We start from the raw sequence: 14,670 nt of genomic DNA, 5'->3' as shown, positions 1-14,670 counted from the left end.
TCTGACCAATTCCGGCCAATGCTTGGACCGAGCCGTGACAGTGCCGCTGACCGGGGCGGACGCGGCGGTCCCGCACGGCTCGGCCCTCAAAAAGCCCGGAATTAGCGGCTCCGGAGCACCGTTGTGGCCATGGCGTGAGAGGGGTCACCCGCAGTCGGAAGTGACCTCTCTCACACCGCAAGCGGCCCCGCTCAGCGCTCCAAGAGCGCGAACAGACTCTCCCAGCGGGGAACGATCTCCTCCGTGGAGAACCGCTGGATGTTCGTCCGCGCCGCCTCGCCCATGGTGTCCCGGAGGTCCTTGTCGGACATCAGGGTGTCCAGGTGGCGGGCGAATTCGGTGATGTTGCCCGGAGGTGCGAGCAGTCCGTCCACACCGTCCGAAATGATCTCGTGAACACCCGGCGCCACATCGAACGCCACACACGGGACGGCGGTCGCCATCGCCTCCATGGGAGCCAGCGGGAAGCCCTCGCCGCGCGAGCTGAGCGCGAACACCGCGCTCTCCCGCAGCGCCCCGGGAACATCGCCGGTCCGGCCCATCCAGTCGACCGTGTCCGTAATGCCCAGCTCCGCGGCCTGCTTGCGCAGGGCCTCCTCCTCTTCGCCGGAGCCGTAGATCCGCAGCGTCCAGTCGGGGTGCTGCGGCGAGACCTTCGCCCAAGCCTCCAGCAGCAGGTCCACGCCCTTCTCCTCGTGGAGCCGGCCGATGCTGACCACGCACTTGTGGGAGCGGTCCGAGGGGACCTCGGGGAAGAACGGCAGCGGGTTCGGCATGAAGCCGACGTTGTCCATCCGCTGCCGGATCCAGCGGTCGGCGTCCTCGCGGGTGAGCGTCAGCATCCGGTCGACATCCTCGTAAAACCGCTTGACCCGAGCGAAGCGGGACGACTTGCGGCAGGTGTCGAAGGATTCATGGCTCATTCCGATCACCGTCAGCCCGGCGGTGTCGGCCAGCGCGACCCACTCCATCGCCCACACCTGGGTGACGATCACCACCCCGCCCGGCTTCGCCGCCCGGAACAGCGCGCTCATCTTGGCGGCCTGCTCCTGCATACCGGCCTCGCGGGCGGCCCGGCGGCGCTGCTCGACGAGGTTGAGCTTGTCCTTGAGGCCGCGTACGGGCCGGACGGAGGGCGGGTGCTCCGTGTAGAGCGTGGTCGTCTTGAACGGCACGTCGGGGGCGAGCTCATGGACCCGGCCCTCGGGGGGCGGCACCACACCGACGATGTGCACCCGGTGGCCCCGCTCGCTGAACAGGCGCGCCATCTGGTGCGACCAGCTGGTGACGCCGCCCATCTCATTGACGCTGTTGGAGACGAAGAAGATGTCCCGCGGTTCGGCTGCGTTCGGCTTGGTCATCAACGGCTCCACTGCGCAAAGAACTGATCGACGATGCTCTTGGCGGCGTCGCCCCGGTCGTATTCGCCGAACTTGGCGATGAATTCCTGGCGGCTCTTCGTATAGTCCAGCGCCTGCGACTCGAACGACTTGATCGCCTTGTGGAAATCGTCCTCGGTGCGGACCACCGGGCCCGGCGCATGCTCCAGCAGATCGAAGTAGGTGCCGCGGCCCTCGTGCACGTACTCGTCATAGTCGTAGGTGAAGAACACCAGCGGCCGGTCGAGCAGCGCGTAGTCGAACATCACCGACGAATAGTCCGTGATGAGCCCGTCGGCCAGCTCCAGCAGGGGCGTCACGTCATGACGCGCCGAGACATCGATGACCCGGCCCGCGACGGTCGGCGGCAGCACCACGTGATTGAGGTAGTGCGAGCGCACCAGGAGGACATAGCGGTCGCCGAACTGGTCGGCGAAACGCTCTACGTCAAAGGGCAATTCGAAGCGCCCGTGCCGGCCGCCCGCCTTGCGGAACGTCGGCGCGTAAAGCAGTACGGTGCGGTCCTCGGGAATGCCCAACTCCGCGGCCAGCGGCCCGCGTTCACGCCGACCCAGCTCCGTTTCCCGCTGGCGGGCGCGGACCAGTGCGTCATTGCGCGGGTAGCCCACCCGCAGCAGTGTCTTCTCCTTGAGCCGGAAGGCCTTGGCCAGGGTGCGCACATCGTGCTCGGAGCGGATCAGGAAGCGGTCGAAGCGGTCCAGCGAACGCTGCTGCTCGGCCTGCTGCTCCCGGGTCTGCGCCTTGAGCGACGGCATGTCGAAGCCCATGTTCTTCAGCGCCGAGCCGTGCCAGGTCTGGACGTAGGTGGTCTCCGGGCGCTTGGTGAGCTTGAGCGGGTAGCTCTGGTTGTCGACCCAGAACTCGGCCTGCGCCAGCGCCTTGAGATAGGGCAGGGACCAGCGCTTGACCAGGGTGGCGTCCTTCGGGAAGCCCTCCGGGGACCCGGCGTACGACCAGATCGCCTCGAAGTCCAGGCCCTGCCGGCGCATCTCCTCGTAGAGGGCGCGCGGGCTGTCGCTGTACTGCTTGCCCAGGTGGCTCTCGAAGACCACCGTGCGCTTCTTGATCGGCAGCCGGCTGAACACCTCGTGGTAGGCGCGCAGCTTGTTGTCGCCGGAGACGACCTTCTGCCGCAGCGCCTTCGCCTTGCGGTACCCGGTCTTGGCCAGCGTCCCCGGCTTGCCCTGCACCCCGCGGGTGATCAGCTCCTGCACCCGCTCGGCGTTACGTCCCTCGCTGACCAGGCGGAACGCCAGATGCCCCTTGGCCGAGGCATGCGGCTCCAGATGATCGGCGACCATCCGCGTCAGCCGCGGCCGCACCGGCAGCCCGCCGGACAGCTCGGTGTCGGCGACGGTGAGCCGGGTGGTGGTGCGCACCCCGTTCACGTCCAGGCGCAGCCGTACGTCCCAGATGGTGTCGACGATGCCCAGCGGGCGCAGCTTCGCGGTGAGGTCCGCGGCGGCCTCCCAGTGGACGGTGTCGCCGTCGTGGCGCAGCACCCGCACGGGGAAGTGGAAGGACTGCAGACTGCGCCGACGGGCGCTGAACTCCAGCTCGCCCTTCAGCGTGGCGTCCGGCGGGATGACGCCGAGCGGGTTGGTGATCTGCCCGGTCAGGGCGACGGACCGGCCGGAGGAGCGGAAGCCGGTGAGCTGATTGCGCAGGAACAGCTGGTTGACCGGCTTCTCGTGGTAGCCGACGTCGGTCACGTCCAGCACCTCGCGCCCGAACGCGTCATCGAAATGGCCGTCGCACCAGTAGATCCGGCCGTCGTGCTCGGTGAGCGGGGAGGAGACCTTGGCGCGGTTGATGAGCGTGTCGACCGCCGGGATCAGGTTGTCCCAGTCGCCCTTCTGGAGCAGGTAGGCGCAGATGGCCTGGATCGGCTGGACGTGCTCGTACGCCTCGGGGGCGATGCTCGCGAGGTATTCCCGGGAGAGCTCGGCGAACTCCCGGCGATACGCATCGTCGCGGAAGGGCAGGTCCCGCAGGTACAGCACCAGATCGTGCTTGAGGAATTTCACGTCCTTGGCGAGCTTTATGTCGTCCAGCCCGCGCTCCGCCAGCAGTGCGTCGATGCGCCGGTGGATCTCCAGCCGGTGCGCATAGTTGGCCATTTCGTGGCGTCGGTTCGACACCGACTTCACGGCGGCCCGCTGGTATACGTGCCAGAAATAGACCTGATTGGGGATCAGGGTGATGCGGCGCGCCGAGAGATAGGCAGCGGCAATAAAGATCAGGTCCTCGTAGAAAATCCCCTTGGGAAAGCGGAGATTGTTCTCGATAAGGAATTCTCGGCGATAGCACTTATTGGTGGACAAGGTGTCCCAGACAAACAGGTCCGGCAATTCCGTGACGGACTCCACGGTGCGGGTCGTGGAGTACAGCCAGGCGTACCATTCGTCGCGCTTCTGATTGCGGGTGTCCTTGTGCAGCCGGACACACAGGCCGGAAACGATATCCGACCCGGATTTCTCGGCGGCCTCCAGCATATTGCGGCACGCATTGAGTTCCAGGACGTCATCGCTGTCCAGGAACATGACGTACCGGCCCTGGGCGTGCTCGATGCCGACATTCCGCGGCTCGCCCACCGCACCACTGTTCTCCGGCAGCTGGATGGCCCTGACCCGCCCGGGGTGCTCGGCGGCGAACCGCTGCGCCACTTCGAAAGAGCGGTCTGTGCTGCAGTCGTCGACGATCACCACCTCGACGTCCCGGAGCGTTTGATCCAGCACGGACTGGATCGCGGTCGGCAACCGGTCGGCGTCGTTGTAGACGATGACGACTACTGAGACGTCAGGCACAGGCATCTCAACCCTCTTTCGCTGCTGTTTCCCGCCAGAATAGCCCTGTCTGTACCCTCGGATTACAACCGATCGCGCCCATGGCACTACGTACGGTGAGCCACGGGGGCGTCGAGAAGGGGCACTCCGGGGTTCGGATCCTGACCATGCGTCAGCCCTGCGGATCCACCCACCAGGGCAGGCTCCGGACGGGAGGAAAGACGACCCCTCCCGCGAATCGGTTGCCTGCCGTGCCATGTGACGTCCGTTGCGATCAGACATTTATCGGATTCCGTTCGTCATGCGGCGGGAAGGAGCCCCGCGCGGAGCAGAAGGAAAATCCCAGTTCGAGTGCGGCGGCATCACCCGTTGACCACGGACGAGGACAACAGACGATGACAAGAGCGCGGCAAGAAGGCGGTAAGGGAGCGAAATACCCGGGAATACCGGACAGGGTGACGTGACGCTGTGTCAGCAGGACGGCGGGCCGACGGCGCGACGCGGTCCGGACCCTGCCGCGGGCACCTCTCCGGCCTCCCGGACGTCCTCCTCATGGTGGATGCGCCGTCCCGCGATCAGGGAAGATCCTGCTCAAGAACGAGCGACGCGCCTTTGCCAAGCCATTACGCTTGCCGTCAAGGCCGCGCAGGGCGGCCATGGAGGAGTGAGATGAGGAGCAGCAACCCGGTCTTCTCGCGACGGGGGTTCAGCCGCGACACCGGCTACGCGGGCTTCAACGCACCGCCGCAGGCCGGGGGCCCCGCCGCACCGCCGTACGCCGGCGCGAACCCGTACGCGCAGGGCGGCAACCCCTACGCGGCGGACGCGACGAACCCGTACGCCCAGGGCCAGCAGCACGTCACCCACGCACCGCCGCAGTACACGCCGCAGACCCGCCCGATGACGATGGACGACGTCGTCGCGCGGACCGCCATGACGCTCGGCACGGTCATCGCCGGCGCCACCGTCGGCTGGCTCTTCCTGACCGGGAGCCTCGGCTTCGCGGTCGGCGCCGGCCTGGTCGCGATGGTGCTGGCGTTCGTCCAGTCCTTCAAGCGCAAGCCCTCGCCCGCGCTGATCCTGTCGTACGCGGCGCTGGAGGGGCTCTTCCTCGGCGCGCTCAGCGGCTTCATCAACGACCTGCCGCGGATGAACGGCGCCCCCATGCAGGCGGTGCTGGGCACGATGGCGGTGTTCGTCGCCATGCTGGTCGCCTACAAGACGCGGATCGTGCGGGTCACCGCCCGCTTCACCCGCTTCGTCATGATCGCCGCCATGGGCTTCGTCCTGCTGTCGCTGGTCAACGTGCTGTTCATGGTGTTCGGCGGCGGTGACGGCCTCGGCTTCCGCAGCGGCGGCCTGGGCATCGTCTTCGGCATCGTGGGCGTGGTCCTCGGCGCGCTGTTCCTGGCGCTGGACTTCAAGCAGGTCGAGGACGGCGTCACCTACGGCGCGCCGCGCGAGGAGTCCTGGCTGGCGGCGTTCGGTCTGACCCTGACGCTGGTGTGGATCTACATGGAGATGCTCCGGCTGATCTCGATCCTCCGGGGCGACTGACCCGTCCGGCGCCCCTGAGCGCCACGCCGAAGGGCCCGCAGGCTGTTGCCTGCGGGCCCTTGGCATGAGGGATGTCGCGTGTCCTGCGCCGGAGGGGCCCTTAAGCCCGTCATCGGCGGTCAGAACTTCCGCGCAGCACGCCTGAGATCGTGTTCATGAACGATTGCCTTGGCATGTCCGTAGGCGAGATTGTGCTCGCCGCGGAGCCAGCTGACCTTTTCGTCGAAGCGGAAGAGAGCGGGGCCTTCGTCAACGGTACGGAGCCAGTCGGAGATTTCCCGGCCTGTGCAGTGCGGGATACGGGAGAGCATGTTCCGGTGGGTCTCTTCGGAGAAGAGCTGAGACATCGGCGCCTCCGGACGCGGTCGATGCTGGTACTTCAGCCCACCGTGCCTGAGCGTTCGGGCGTTGGCAACCACCCGGGAGTGGCGCATAGGCTCACGACGTGCTTGACGTGACCCCCTTGCAGACCGCCGTGGACGCCCTCGCCGACCGCCTCAGGTCGCTGCCGCAGAGCGCGCTCGGCCGCGGCGCCGCGGCCGAAGGGCTCGCCCTGGCACGGCAGTTGGCGACCCGTGCACAGCTGATCGAGCAGCCGGGACGGCCCCCGCACGAGATGCCGGACGCCGGGATGTTCGCGGCCGGCGACCAGCTGGCGGTGGCCGGACACGATCTCGTCGAGGCGCTGCGGGCCGCGGCGGCCCGGGTGGCCGACGAACCGGCCGAATCTGACGCAAAAGTGGCCCCCGCCGAGGAGCTGGCGGAGGCCGTGCGATGGGTACGGGCTGCGGCGGACCGCTGCTAGCGGGAGCCGCCGCGCCGGATCAGAGCGAGGCGATGACGCGGTCGGCGAGGATGTAGACGCTCTCCTCGCGGCATTCGCCCCAGGAGAAGGTCAGCGCATACGCACCGGAGATGCCGGAGCCGCCCAGCAGCACCGGACAGTGCCCCGCCTGCAGTGCGCCGGCCACCCGCTCCGCGGTCTCGCGCTGCCCGGGGGTCAGGCAGAGCGTGGTGCCGTCGGTGAAGACGTAGACGTCCAGGGTGCCCAGCGGGCCGGGGCGCACATCCGCGAGCGGGGTGGCCTGCTGTGCCAGCTCTTCGAGGCGCGCGACCGTGCGCTCGTGATCACTGAGCACCGGGGACGGGGAGAAGTCCGGGTGCGAGGGGTGGCGCCGGCGCGCGGCGGCCAGTTCGGCGGACTCGGTCTCCTCGACGGGTTCCCACTCGGGCGCGTCCAGTGCCTCGACGGACTCCAGGGCGTCCGGCCCCAGCAGCGGCTCCAGACCGGCCCAGTCCGCCTGGCGGGGCAGGAACGGGTGGGTGTCGAAGCGCTCGGACTCCGGGCGCTCGGGCAGCTCGCGCTGGTCGGCGCGGGCGTCCAGCGGGCTCTCGTCGCCGAGGCCGGCGAGACCGCCGAGCAGGGAGGGGGCGTCGGCGGCGTCCCTGGCCTCCTGTGCGGCCCAGAACGCCCGGGCCTCGGCCAGTTCGCGCTCCCGCTCCTCGGCGAGCGCATCCGCGACGGCGGCACGTATGTCCGCGAGCGGGGTCTCGGCGGCCGGGACGGTCCGGGCGGCCGGGATGGCCGCGGCGGCCGGGTGTGCCATCTCGGTGCGCGCGGCGACGTCCTGACGGGCGGCGACGAGTTCTGCGTGCAGCTCGGCGATCTGACGGTGCAGGGCACGGGCGGTGCGCAGGGCGACGGCGCCCAGCGCCACGGCGGTGGCCGCGGCCAGTAGCAGGACGAGGGTGGTGACGCTCATGCGTCCTCCCCACTTCGCTCGGCGGCCCTGTTCCCTCGGGCCGCGCATCGGTACATGGACTTGCCCCGGCCGTCGGCCGCGGTGACCCCCTTGATGCGCTCGCTCACGGGGTCACTCCTGGTAGCGGCTCACTCACCGGCGTACTCCCGTTAGCAGAATGTTCTCCGACTTCCTACATCAGGCTGCCGGTGGTCGGCGACCGCTCCGGGCGAACTATGTCCCGAAATGGAGTGGGGTGAGGGCCGTATATGTTCGAGCGAACCCATGCTGACCTGCAAGAACGCCTCCACCTGAGGGCGTTGGTCACAATCCTGGGGGAGATTGGGTCGCGATCTAGTTAACGAGTGGCGCAGGTCACGCCGTGTCGCCGCCTGTATGCGCACGACAGCGAAGGGTGTGCGCGGGGCGGGAGTTGGTCCGTTTTGTCGGCGCGGGCGGGAGTGGCCCGGGGGAGGGGGCGGGCGCGCCCGGCCCCCTACGCTCCGCTACGGCTCAGCTCAGCCGCACGTGCCCGTGGTCGCGCTGAGCTTCGCTTGCGCTGCGGGCAGGGGCCGGGCACTCGTTCCTCGCACCCGGCCCCTACCCTCCGCTCCAGCTCAGCTCAGCCGCACGTGCCCGTGGTCGCGCTGAGCTTCGCTTGCGCTGCGGGCAGGGGCCGGGCACTCGTTCCTCGCACCCGGCCCCTACCCTCCGCTCCAGCTCAGCTCAGCCGCTCGATGACCATCGCCATGCCCTGGCCGCCGCCGACGCACATCGTCTCCAGGCCGAACTGCTTGTCGTGCCACTGGAGGGAGTTGATCAGGGTGGTGGTGATGCGGGCGCCGGTCATGCCGAAGGGGTGGCCGACGGCGATCGCGCCGCCGTTGACGTTCAGCCGGTCCAGGTCGATGCCCAAGTCCCGGTAGGACGGGATGACCTGGGCGGCGAACGCCTCGTTGATCTCGACCAGGTCGATGTCGGAGACCGAGAGGCCGGCCCGCCGCAGCGCCTGCTTGCTGGCCTCGACCGGGCCGTAGCCCATGATCTCGGGGGAGAGGCCGGAGACGCCGGTGGAGACGATCCGGGCCAGCGGGGTCAGTCCCAGCTCGCGCGCCTTGGTGTCGGACATGATGACCAGCGCCGCGGCGCCGTCGTTCAGCGGGCAGCAGTTGCCGGCGGTCACCAGGCCGTCGGGGCGGAAGACCGGCTTGAGACCGGCGACGCCGTCGACGGTGACGCCGGCGCGCGGGCCGTCGTCCTTGGCGACGACCGTGCCGTCGGGCAGCGTGACCGGGGTGATCTCGCGCTCCCAGAACCCGTTGCCGATCGCCTTCTCGGCGAGGTTCTGGGACCGTACGCCGAACTCGTCCATGTCCTGGCGGGTGATGCCCTTGAGGCGGGCGAGGTTCTCCGCGGTCTGGCCCATCGAGATGTACGCGTCCGGGATCAGGCCGTCCTCGCGCGGGTCGTGCCAGCCCGCGCCCTCCTCCTCGGCGCGCGCCGCGGTACGGGCCTCGGCGTCGGCGAAGAGCGGGTTGTGGGTGTCCGGCAGGCCGTCGGAGCTGCCCTTGACGCTGCGCGAGACGGTCTCGACACCGGCCGAGATGAAGACGTCGCCCTCGCCCGCCTTGATGGCGTGCAGCGCCATGCGGGTCGTCTGGAGCGAGGAGGAACAGTAACGGGTGATGGTGCAGCCCGGCAGGTGGTCCATCCCCATCTGGACGGCCACGATGCGGCCGAGGTTGTGGCCCTGCTCGCCGCCGGGCAGACCGCAGCCGAGCATCAGGTCGTCGATGTCCTTCGGGTCCAGCTCGGGGACCTTGGCCAGGGCGGTCTCGATGATCTGCGCGGTCAGATCGTCCGGGCGCACATCCTTGAGCGAGCCCTTGAAGGCGCGGCCGATCGGGGAGCGGGCGGCTGAGACGATCACGGCTTCGGGCATCACGGCTCCAGAGGGCGTAAGAACGGGCGGCGCGGGGCGCCTCGTTGCGGTGGGGTGGTCGGGCGGCGTGCTGGTCGGACGCGGACGGGCAGGACTGAGTGGGAAGTTACCTGCACGTACTGCTGAGGTCACGGGGTGCGCCCTGTGATGCGGGCCTCTTTTCTAAGCGAGCGCTTATGGCGAGCTCATTACCCAAAACGGGGCGGGGCCGCCGGGTATTCCCGTACGGCCCGCCCCGGGCACCGTGCCGTCCCGCTGCCGCGGCGTCAGCCCGTGACCGACGACGGATCCGTCGGCTCCGGCTCCGGCAGCTGGCGGCGCCTGCGGTGCTTGAGCAGCGCCCAGGGTGCGCGGGAGGCGGTGACCTCGGTACCGCCCTCGGAAGCCGCCTCGGCGGCCGCCTGCTCGACCGGCAGCAGGCCCTCGCCACGGGCGGGCTCAGGCCGCTCCTCCTCCGGCCACAGGCCCAGTGAGACGCACAGAGTCGGCAGGACGGCCATCGCGGCGGTGGCATAGCCCTCGGCCGACGGGTGGTAGTTGTCCGGCCCGAACAGCTCCCGTGGACGCGCCTCGAACTCCGGCCCGAGCAGATCGCCGAGCGAGACCGTCCGGCCGCCGCTCTCGATCACGCCGATCGTCTGGGCGGCGGCGAGCTGCCGCGACAGCCGCCGGGCGACCCAGCGCAGCGGCTGATAGACCGGCTCGATGGTGCCCAGATCCGGGCAGGTGCCGACGATCACCTCGCAACCCGCCGCGCGCAGCCGGCGCACCGCCTCGGAGAGGTGGCGTACGGACTGGGCGGGCGCCATCCGGTGGGTGACGTCATTGGCGCCGATCATGATGACGCAGACGTCCGGGGTGGCGGCGCTGTCCGCAAGCATCAGCTCCACCTGGCGCGCCAGGTCGTCCGACTGCGCCCCGGGCAGCGCCACATTGCGGAAGTCCACGGGCAGCTCGGAGAGCGCGGCCAGCCCGGAGGCGAGCAGTGCGCCCGGGGTCTGGGACGGGCGGTGCACCCCCTGGCCGGCGGCGGTGGAGTCGCCGAGGAAGCCCAGCCGCAGGGGCGGGCGGTCGGTGCGGTGGCCGAAGGCGGCGCCGTAGCGGCCGTCGGCGCACGGCGGGATGTCGCTGGAGCCGCCTACCGTACGGCGGGCCAGCCGGACCTCGGTCAGCAGCACGCCGACGGCGGCGACGCCGAGCAGCCCGACCCCGCCGCCGCCGAACGCGGCCGCGGTGGCGATCCGCCGTGCCACTCTCGCCCTGGACATCGTCATCGGCATGGGCCGGGCACCTCCCCGCGCAGTGCGGGCGCGCCGCGGCACCGGGGGCCGGACGCGCTCTTGAATCGGCAAGAACTCCTACAACAGGGTGTTGCCCGTTCCTGCACGGAACGCAACTCTTCCCTCCTCTAACGGACCCGGGCAATAGGCTGGCCGCACGGGCGCAGGAGAGCGTGCCCCCGACCGCGGAGACCACCGTGCAGTTTTACGATTCGATGATTGAGCTAGTCGGCAACACCCCGCTGGTGCGGCTCAACAACGTCACTCGAGGTATCCAGGCCACCGTCCTGGCGAAGGTCGAGTACTTCAACCCCGGCGGATCGGTCAAGGACCGGATCGCCGTGCGGATGATCGAGGCCGCCGAGCAGTCGGGTGAGCTGCAGCCTGGCGGCACCATCGTCGAGCCGACATCCGGCAACACCGGTGTGGGCCTGGCGATCGTCGCCCAGCAAAAGGGTTACAAGTGCATCTTCGTCTGCCCGGACAAGGTGTCCACGGACAAGATCAATGTGCTGCGGGCGTACGGCGCCGAGGTGGTGGTGTGCCCGACCGCCGTGGACCCCGAGCACCCGGACTCGTACTACAACGTCTCGGACCGGCTGGTGCGCGAGACGCCCGGGGCCTGGAAGCCGGACCAGTACAGCAACCCGAACAATCCGCGCTCCCACTACGAGACGACCGGTCCCGAGCTGTGGGCGCAGACCGGCGGGCGGATCACGCACTTCGTGGCGGGTGTCGGCACCGGCGGCACGATCAGCGGCACCGGCCGCTATCTGAAGGACGCCAGCGACGGCAAGGTCAAGGTCATCGGCGCCGACCCCGAGGGCTCGGTCTACAGCGGCGGCTCCGGGCGTCCGTATCTGATCGAGGGCGTCGGTGAGGACTTCTGGCCGACCGCCTACGACCGCACCGTCGCGGACGAGATCGTGGCGGTCTCGGACAAGGACGCCTTCCAGATGACCCGGCGGCTCGCCAAGGAGGAGGGCCTGCTGGTCGGCGGCTCCTGCGGGATGGCCGTCGTGGGTGCCCTGGAGGTCGCCTCTAAGCTCGGCCCCGACGACGTCGTGGTCGTGCTGCTGCCCGACAGCGGCCGTGGCTACCTCTCCAAGATCTTCAACGATGAGTGGATGGCCGACTACGGCTTCCTGGAGGAGGGCGGTCCCGCGGCGCGGGTCGGCGAGGTGCTCCAGCACAAGGAGGGCGCCCTGCCCTCGCTGGTGCACATGCACCCGGAGGAGACCGTCGGCGAGGCGATCGAGGTGCTGCGCGAGTACGGCGTCTCGCAGATGCCGATCGTCAAGCCCGGCGCCGGGCACCCCGACGTGATGGCCGCCGAGGTCATCGGCTCGGTCGTCGAGCGCGAGCTGCTGGATGCGCTGTTCACCCAGCGCGCCTCGCTGACCGACCCGCTGGAGAAGCACATGTGCTCGCCGCTGCCGCAGGTCGGCTCCGGCGAGCCGGTCGCCGATCTGATGGCGGTGCTGGAGAACGCGGACGCGGCGATCGTCCTCGTCGAGGGCAAGCCGAAGGGCGTGGTGAGCCGGCAGGACCTGCTGGCCTATCTGGCGCGCGAGGCCGGCAAGTAGCAGCGTCTTCCGGCGGCGGCAGCCTCTTTTGGCGGTGGTCGTGCGCGGCGGCCCGGTTCCCCTGTCCGCAGGGGTACCGGGCCGTTCGCGGTGTGGCGGCGGGGCGTTCCCGTTGTGGCCGTCGCCGGGCCGTCCCCGTTGTGGCCGCCGCAAGCGGTCCGCTTCCGCAGCCGTCAAGGCGTCAAGTTGCCGTCAGGAAACGGCCGGTCACCGCAAGGTGTACGTATGCGTCATGTGTACGCAGCACGCGCTTAACACTTGTCCGGCACATTGGTGTGCACGGCGACACGGGCCTCCGGAGCGGCTCCCGGACCTCCAGCTCGCCGCCGGATGCGACGACCGGCCCTGACCCGGTGCGCGTCCCTTGCGGGGACCGCCGTCGTCCCGCCCCCGGCTCAGGCCGGGGTGCGGCGGTCCCCGCAACAGCCTTTTCCGTCCGGCTTCCGCCGCCGCGTCAGTCCGCTGCGCCGTCGCGGTCCTCGGCTCGCAGGCGCAGCGGATTCCGCAGGCCCGCGCCGTGCGCCGCGTTGACGCCGACGATGCCCGCCCAGCACACCAGCAGGCCCGGCAGCCCGGTCGTGCCCGCCGCGATCGCGGACAGCGGGATGGCCAGCACCAGCGAGAGCGCGGCGAACCCGAAGCGCTGCCAGAAGGGGTGGATCTCGCTGTCCCGGGGCTGCGGCCGGATGCCGCGCGCGACCTGGACCTGCTGCTCGGCGAGGTGCCGGCGCACCCGCCGGTCGACGTTCTGGTCGACCTTCTCCAGGAAGGACTCCAGCAGCTCCGACTCGTACTCCGGCCCCAGCTCCTTGCGGGTCTGGAGGGTCGCGTCGAGGTCTCTGCGCAGATCGGGGTCGTGTGTTGCCATACGGCCGAGCGTACGCAGGCCGGGCGGGCGGCGCGGTAGGGCTATCCCCCGGTTCCGGCGGGGGAGCGCTTGCCGGAGGCGCGCGGGCGGCGCCCCGGACACGGCGCGGGCCGGTCCATCCTGCGCTGAGCGCCTGAGCGCCTGAGCGCCGGTGGACCGGCCCGCCCCTGTCGGCGGTTTCGTCAGAGGGCGAACTGGGTGATCACGGCCCGGTGGTCGGACGGCCAGTTCTCCTTCTCACCGCCGTAGACCTTCGAGCTGGTGGCATCTAGCGAGCCGCCCTTGTACAGGATGAAGTCGATGCGGTCCTGCGGCTCGGGCTTGTTGCCGTAGTCGCTGTTGGTGGCGTTCTTCGGGCTCCAGGTGTCGCCGGGGGAAGCCGCCTCGTCCGGATTGACCTCGCGGTACGAGTCCCCGTACCCCCCGTTGGCGAACGCCTTCGTCGCGGGCCACTCCACGACCGAGTCACAGTGCTTTGCCTTGGTCTTCTCGGTCCAGTCCAGGTGGGACGGGGAGTTGAGATCGCCGGCGATGACGGACGGTCCGGAACCGGCCCACTTGACGATCTTCTCGGCCTGCTCCTTGCGCTCGGCCTCGTCCGCGTAGATCGTCTCGTAGCTGTCCTTGTCGAAACAGGCGTTGTACGGCCCGTACTTGGTGTAGCCCAGGTGGATCGAGTACACCCAGACTCCCTTGATCTTCGCGGCCACCGCCAGATCCGACAGCGAGTCGACCTTCTCGATGGGCTGACTGCTGATGATGTCGACGTCGGAACCGCTCTGTGTGTAGTGCTCCCAACCCAGCTTCTCGGCGATCTGCTTGGTGACGGCCTTGTCGGTCTCCTGCAGGGCGACCACCTCGGTGCCGGAACCCTTGATCTCCTGGACGGTCGTGTCGACCCCGTCCGGGACCTGGGAGCCGCCGTGCCAGGTGTTGAGACTCATCACGGTCAGCGTCTGATCGTCCGCCTCGGCGGTGCTCACCGTGGCGACGGAGGCTGCCGCACTCAGGGCGAGTGCGGCAGCAAGTGCGGGTATGACGCGTCGGTTCATCGCGTGGACTCCTTGGTGTGGGGGTGGCGTCAACGTGCCAGACGTGAATGGAGCGGCCACTAACAGAGGTTGAACGAATGGGCAGCCGTTGCTCAACCGGCCAGGGGCTTGATGGCAGGCGCTTCGCGGCCGTGGAACGACGGCCTACGCTCGGACCATGAGCGCCCACATCGGCAAGCGGCTCGCGGTGGCGCTCGGTGTGCCCACGACGCAGCTGGTTGCGGAAGGGGCTGCGGACCGTGCGGCGTCCAGTGTCACCGCGGACGAGTGGGGCGGCGTACGCGATGCTCTCTTGGCGCCGGTTCCGTCTGATGGCCTGGACGAGGCGCCCACAGCTGCCGGGCTTCGTGCTGCCGTGGAGAGCGCTCAACCACTCTTCTCGGGCGACAAGTTGGCAGAGTTGATCGCCGTCGCGATAGGGCTCCCGCTGTGACACTGCGTGGCAGCGATATGTATG

General features: G+C 69.5%; 12 protein-coding genes. 4 read left to right on the top strand and 8 right to left on the bottom strand.

Going from position 1 to position 14,670, the window contains the following annotated elements:
* Positions 1 to 191 precede the first annotated feature (191 nt).
* Both BKA18_RS14570 and BKA18_RS14565 read right to left on the bottom strand, forming a co-directional pair.
* Positions 192 to 1,361, bottom strand: a complete 1,170-nt coding sequence (locus BKA18_RS14570) for a glycosyltransferase (RefSeq protein WP_006605168.1) — start codon at positions 1,359 to 1,361, stop codon at positions 192 to 194.
* A complete protein-coding gene (locus BKA18_RS14565; RefSeq protein ID WP_366048019.1) occupies positions 1,361 to 4,213 on the bottom strand; it encodes a bifunctional glycosyltransferase/CDP-glycerol:glycerophosphate glycerophosphotransferase in 2,853 nt (950 codons plus the stop codon). The genes BKA18_RS14570 and BKA18_RS14565 overlap by 1 nt, the downstream gene beginning before the upstream one ends.
* A gap of 642 nt (positions 4,214 to 4,855) precedes the next feature.
* Between BKA18_RS14565 and BKA18_RS14560 the strand changes: the two genes are divergently transcribed.
* Entirely contained in the window at positions 4,856 to 5,743 is an 888-nt protein-coding gene (locus tag BKA18_RS14560; protein WP_366048018.1) for a Bax inhibitor-1/YccA family protein, read from the top strand.
* 119 nt (positions 5,744 to 5,862) lie between these two features.
* On the opposite strand, the gene BKA18_RS14555 is transcribed toward BKA18_RS14560, so the two are convergent.
* Positions 5,863 to 6,090 (bottom strand): DUF4287 domain-containing protein, encoded by a 228-nt coding sequence (locus tag BKA18_RS14555; protein ID WP_006605171.1) that lies wholly within the window; start codon positions 6,088 to 6,090, stop codon positions 5,863 to 5,865.
* Positions 6,091 to 6,188: 98 nt separating this feature from the next.
* Between BKA18_RS14555 and BKA18_RS14550 the strand changes: the two genes are divergently transcribed.
* Positions 6,189 to 6,548: a hypothetical protein gene (locus BKA18_RS14550; protein WP_366048017.1), complete on the top strand. Its 360-nt coding sequence runs from the start codon at positions 6,189 to 6,191 to the stop codon at positions 6,546 to 6,548.
* A 19-nt stretch (positions 6,549 to 6,567) separates the two neighbouring features.
* On the opposite strand, the gene BKA18_RS14545 is transcribed toward BKA18_RS14550, so the two are convergent.
* The 3 genes from BKA18_RS14545 to BKA18_RS14535 form a co-directional block, all read right to left on the bottom strand.
* A complete protein-coding gene (locus tag BKA18_RS14545; RefSeq protein ID WP_366048016.1) occupies positions 6,568 to 7,506 on the bottom strand; it encodes a hypothetical protein in 939 nt (312 codons plus the stop codon).
* Between the two features lie 700 nt (positions 7,507 to 8,206).
* The gene (locus BKA18_RS14540; protein ID WP_366048015.1) at positions 8,207 to 9,427 is read right to left on the bottom strand and encodes an acetyl-CoA C-acetyltransferase; all 1,221 of its coding nucleotides are present in this window, start codon (positions 9,425 to 9,427) and stop codon (positions 8,207 to 8,209) included.
* 266 nt (positions 9,428 to 9,693) lie between these two features.
* Positions 9,694 to 10,707 carry an SGNH/GDSL hydrolase family protein gene (locus BKA18_RS14535; RefSeq protein WP_366048014.1) on the bottom strand — a complete coding sequence of 338 codons (1,014 nt, stop codon included), beginning with the start codon at positions 10,705 to 10,707 and terminating at the stop codon, positions 9,694 to 9,696.
* 197 nt (positions 10,708 to 10,904) lie between these two features.
* On the opposite strand from BKA18_RS14535, the gene BKA18_RS14530 reads away from it, so the two are divergent.
* Positions 10,905 to 12,293, top strand: coding sequence for a cystathionine beta-synthase (locus BKA18_RS14530; protein WP_006605176.1), 1,389 nt, complete (start codon positions 10,905 to 10,907; stop codon positions 12,291 to 12,293).
* A 454-nt stretch (positions 12,294 to 12,747) separates the two neighbouring features.
* On the opposite strand, the gene BKA18_RS14525 is transcribed toward BKA18_RS14530, so the two are convergent.
* Positions 12,748 to 13,161: a hypothetical protein gene (locus BKA18_RS14525; RefSeq protein ID WP_366048013.1), complete on the bottom strand. Its 414-nt coding sequence runs from the start codon at positions 13,159 to 13,161 to the stop codon at positions 12,748 to 12,750.
* 182 nt (positions 13,162 to 13,343) lie between these two features.
* Positions 13,344 to 14,213: an endonuclease/exonuclease/phosphatase family protein gene (locus BKA18_RS14520; protein ID WP_366048012.1), complete on the bottom strand. Its 870-nt coding sequence runs from the start codon at positions 14,211 to 14,213 to the stop codon at positions 13,344 to 13,346.
* Positions 14,214 to 14,370: 157 nt separating this feature from the next.
* Here BKA18_RS14520 and BKA18_RS14515 point away from each other — a divergent pair, with 157 nt between their 5' ends.
* The gene (locus BKA18_RS14515; protein ID WP_366048011.1) at positions 14,371 to 14,646 is read left to right on the top strand and encodes a hypothetical protein; all 276 of its coding nucleotides are present in this window, start codon (positions 14,371 to 14,373) and stop codon (positions 14,644 to 14,646) included.
* The last annotated feature ends 24 nt before the right edge of the window (positions 14,647 to 14,670 follow it).

The organism is Streptomyces auratus, from assembly GCF_050433025.1.
In the GTDB taxonomy this organism is placed as follows: Bacteria; Actinomycetota; Actinomycetes; order Streptomycetales; family Streptomycetaceae; genus Streptomyces; species Streptomyces sioyaensis.
The sequence above is the reverse complement of the archived record's forward strand: the minus strand, read 5'-3'. Positions and strand labels throughout refer to the sequence as shown.

Excerpts from the sequence above, each read along its gene's own strand:
- BKA18_RS14515 (WP_366048011.1), top strand. The coding sequence starts at position 14,371 with ATGAGCGCCCACATCGGCAAGCGGCTCGCGGTGGCGCTCGGTGTGCCC.
- BKA18_RS14565 (WP_366048019.1), bottom strand. The coding sequence starts at position 4,213 with ATGCCTGTGCCTGACGTCTCAGTAGTCGTCATCGTCTACAACGACGCC.
- BKA18_RS14520 (WP_366048012.1), bottom strand. The coding sequence starts at position 14,213 with ATGAACCGACGCGTCATACCCGCACTTGCTGCCGCACTCGCCCTGAGT.
- BKA18_RS14525 (WP_366048013.1), bottom strand. The coding sequence starts at position 13,161 with ATGGCAACACACGACCCCGATCTGCGCAGAGACCTCGACGCGACCCTC.
- BKA18_RS14570 (WP_006605168.1), bottom strand. The coding sequence starts at position 1,361 with ATGACCAAGCCGAACGCAGCCGAACCGCGGGACATCTTCTTCGTCTCC.
- BKA18_RS14560 (WP_366048018.1), top strand. The coding sequence starts at position 4,856 with ATGAGGAGCAGCAACCCGGTCTTCTCGCGACGGGGGTTCAGCCGCGAC.
- BKA18_RS14555 (WP_006605171.1), bottom strand. The coding sequence starts at position 6,090 with ATGTCTCAGCTCTTCTCCGAAGAGACCCACCGGAACATGCTCTCCCGT.
- BKA18_RS14540 (WP_366048015.1), bottom strand. The coding sequence starts at position 9,427 with ATGCCCGAAGCCGTGATCGTCTCAGCCGCCCGCTCCCCGATCGGCCGC.
- BKA18_RS14535 (WP_366048014.1), bottom strand. The coding sequence starts at position 10,707 with ATGCCGATGACGATGTCCAGGGCGAGAGTGGCACGGCGGATCGCCACC.
- BKA18_RS14545 (WP_366048016.1), bottom strand. The coding sequence starts at position 7,506 with ATGAGCGTCACCACCCTCGTCCTGCTACTGGCCGCGGCCACCGCCGTG.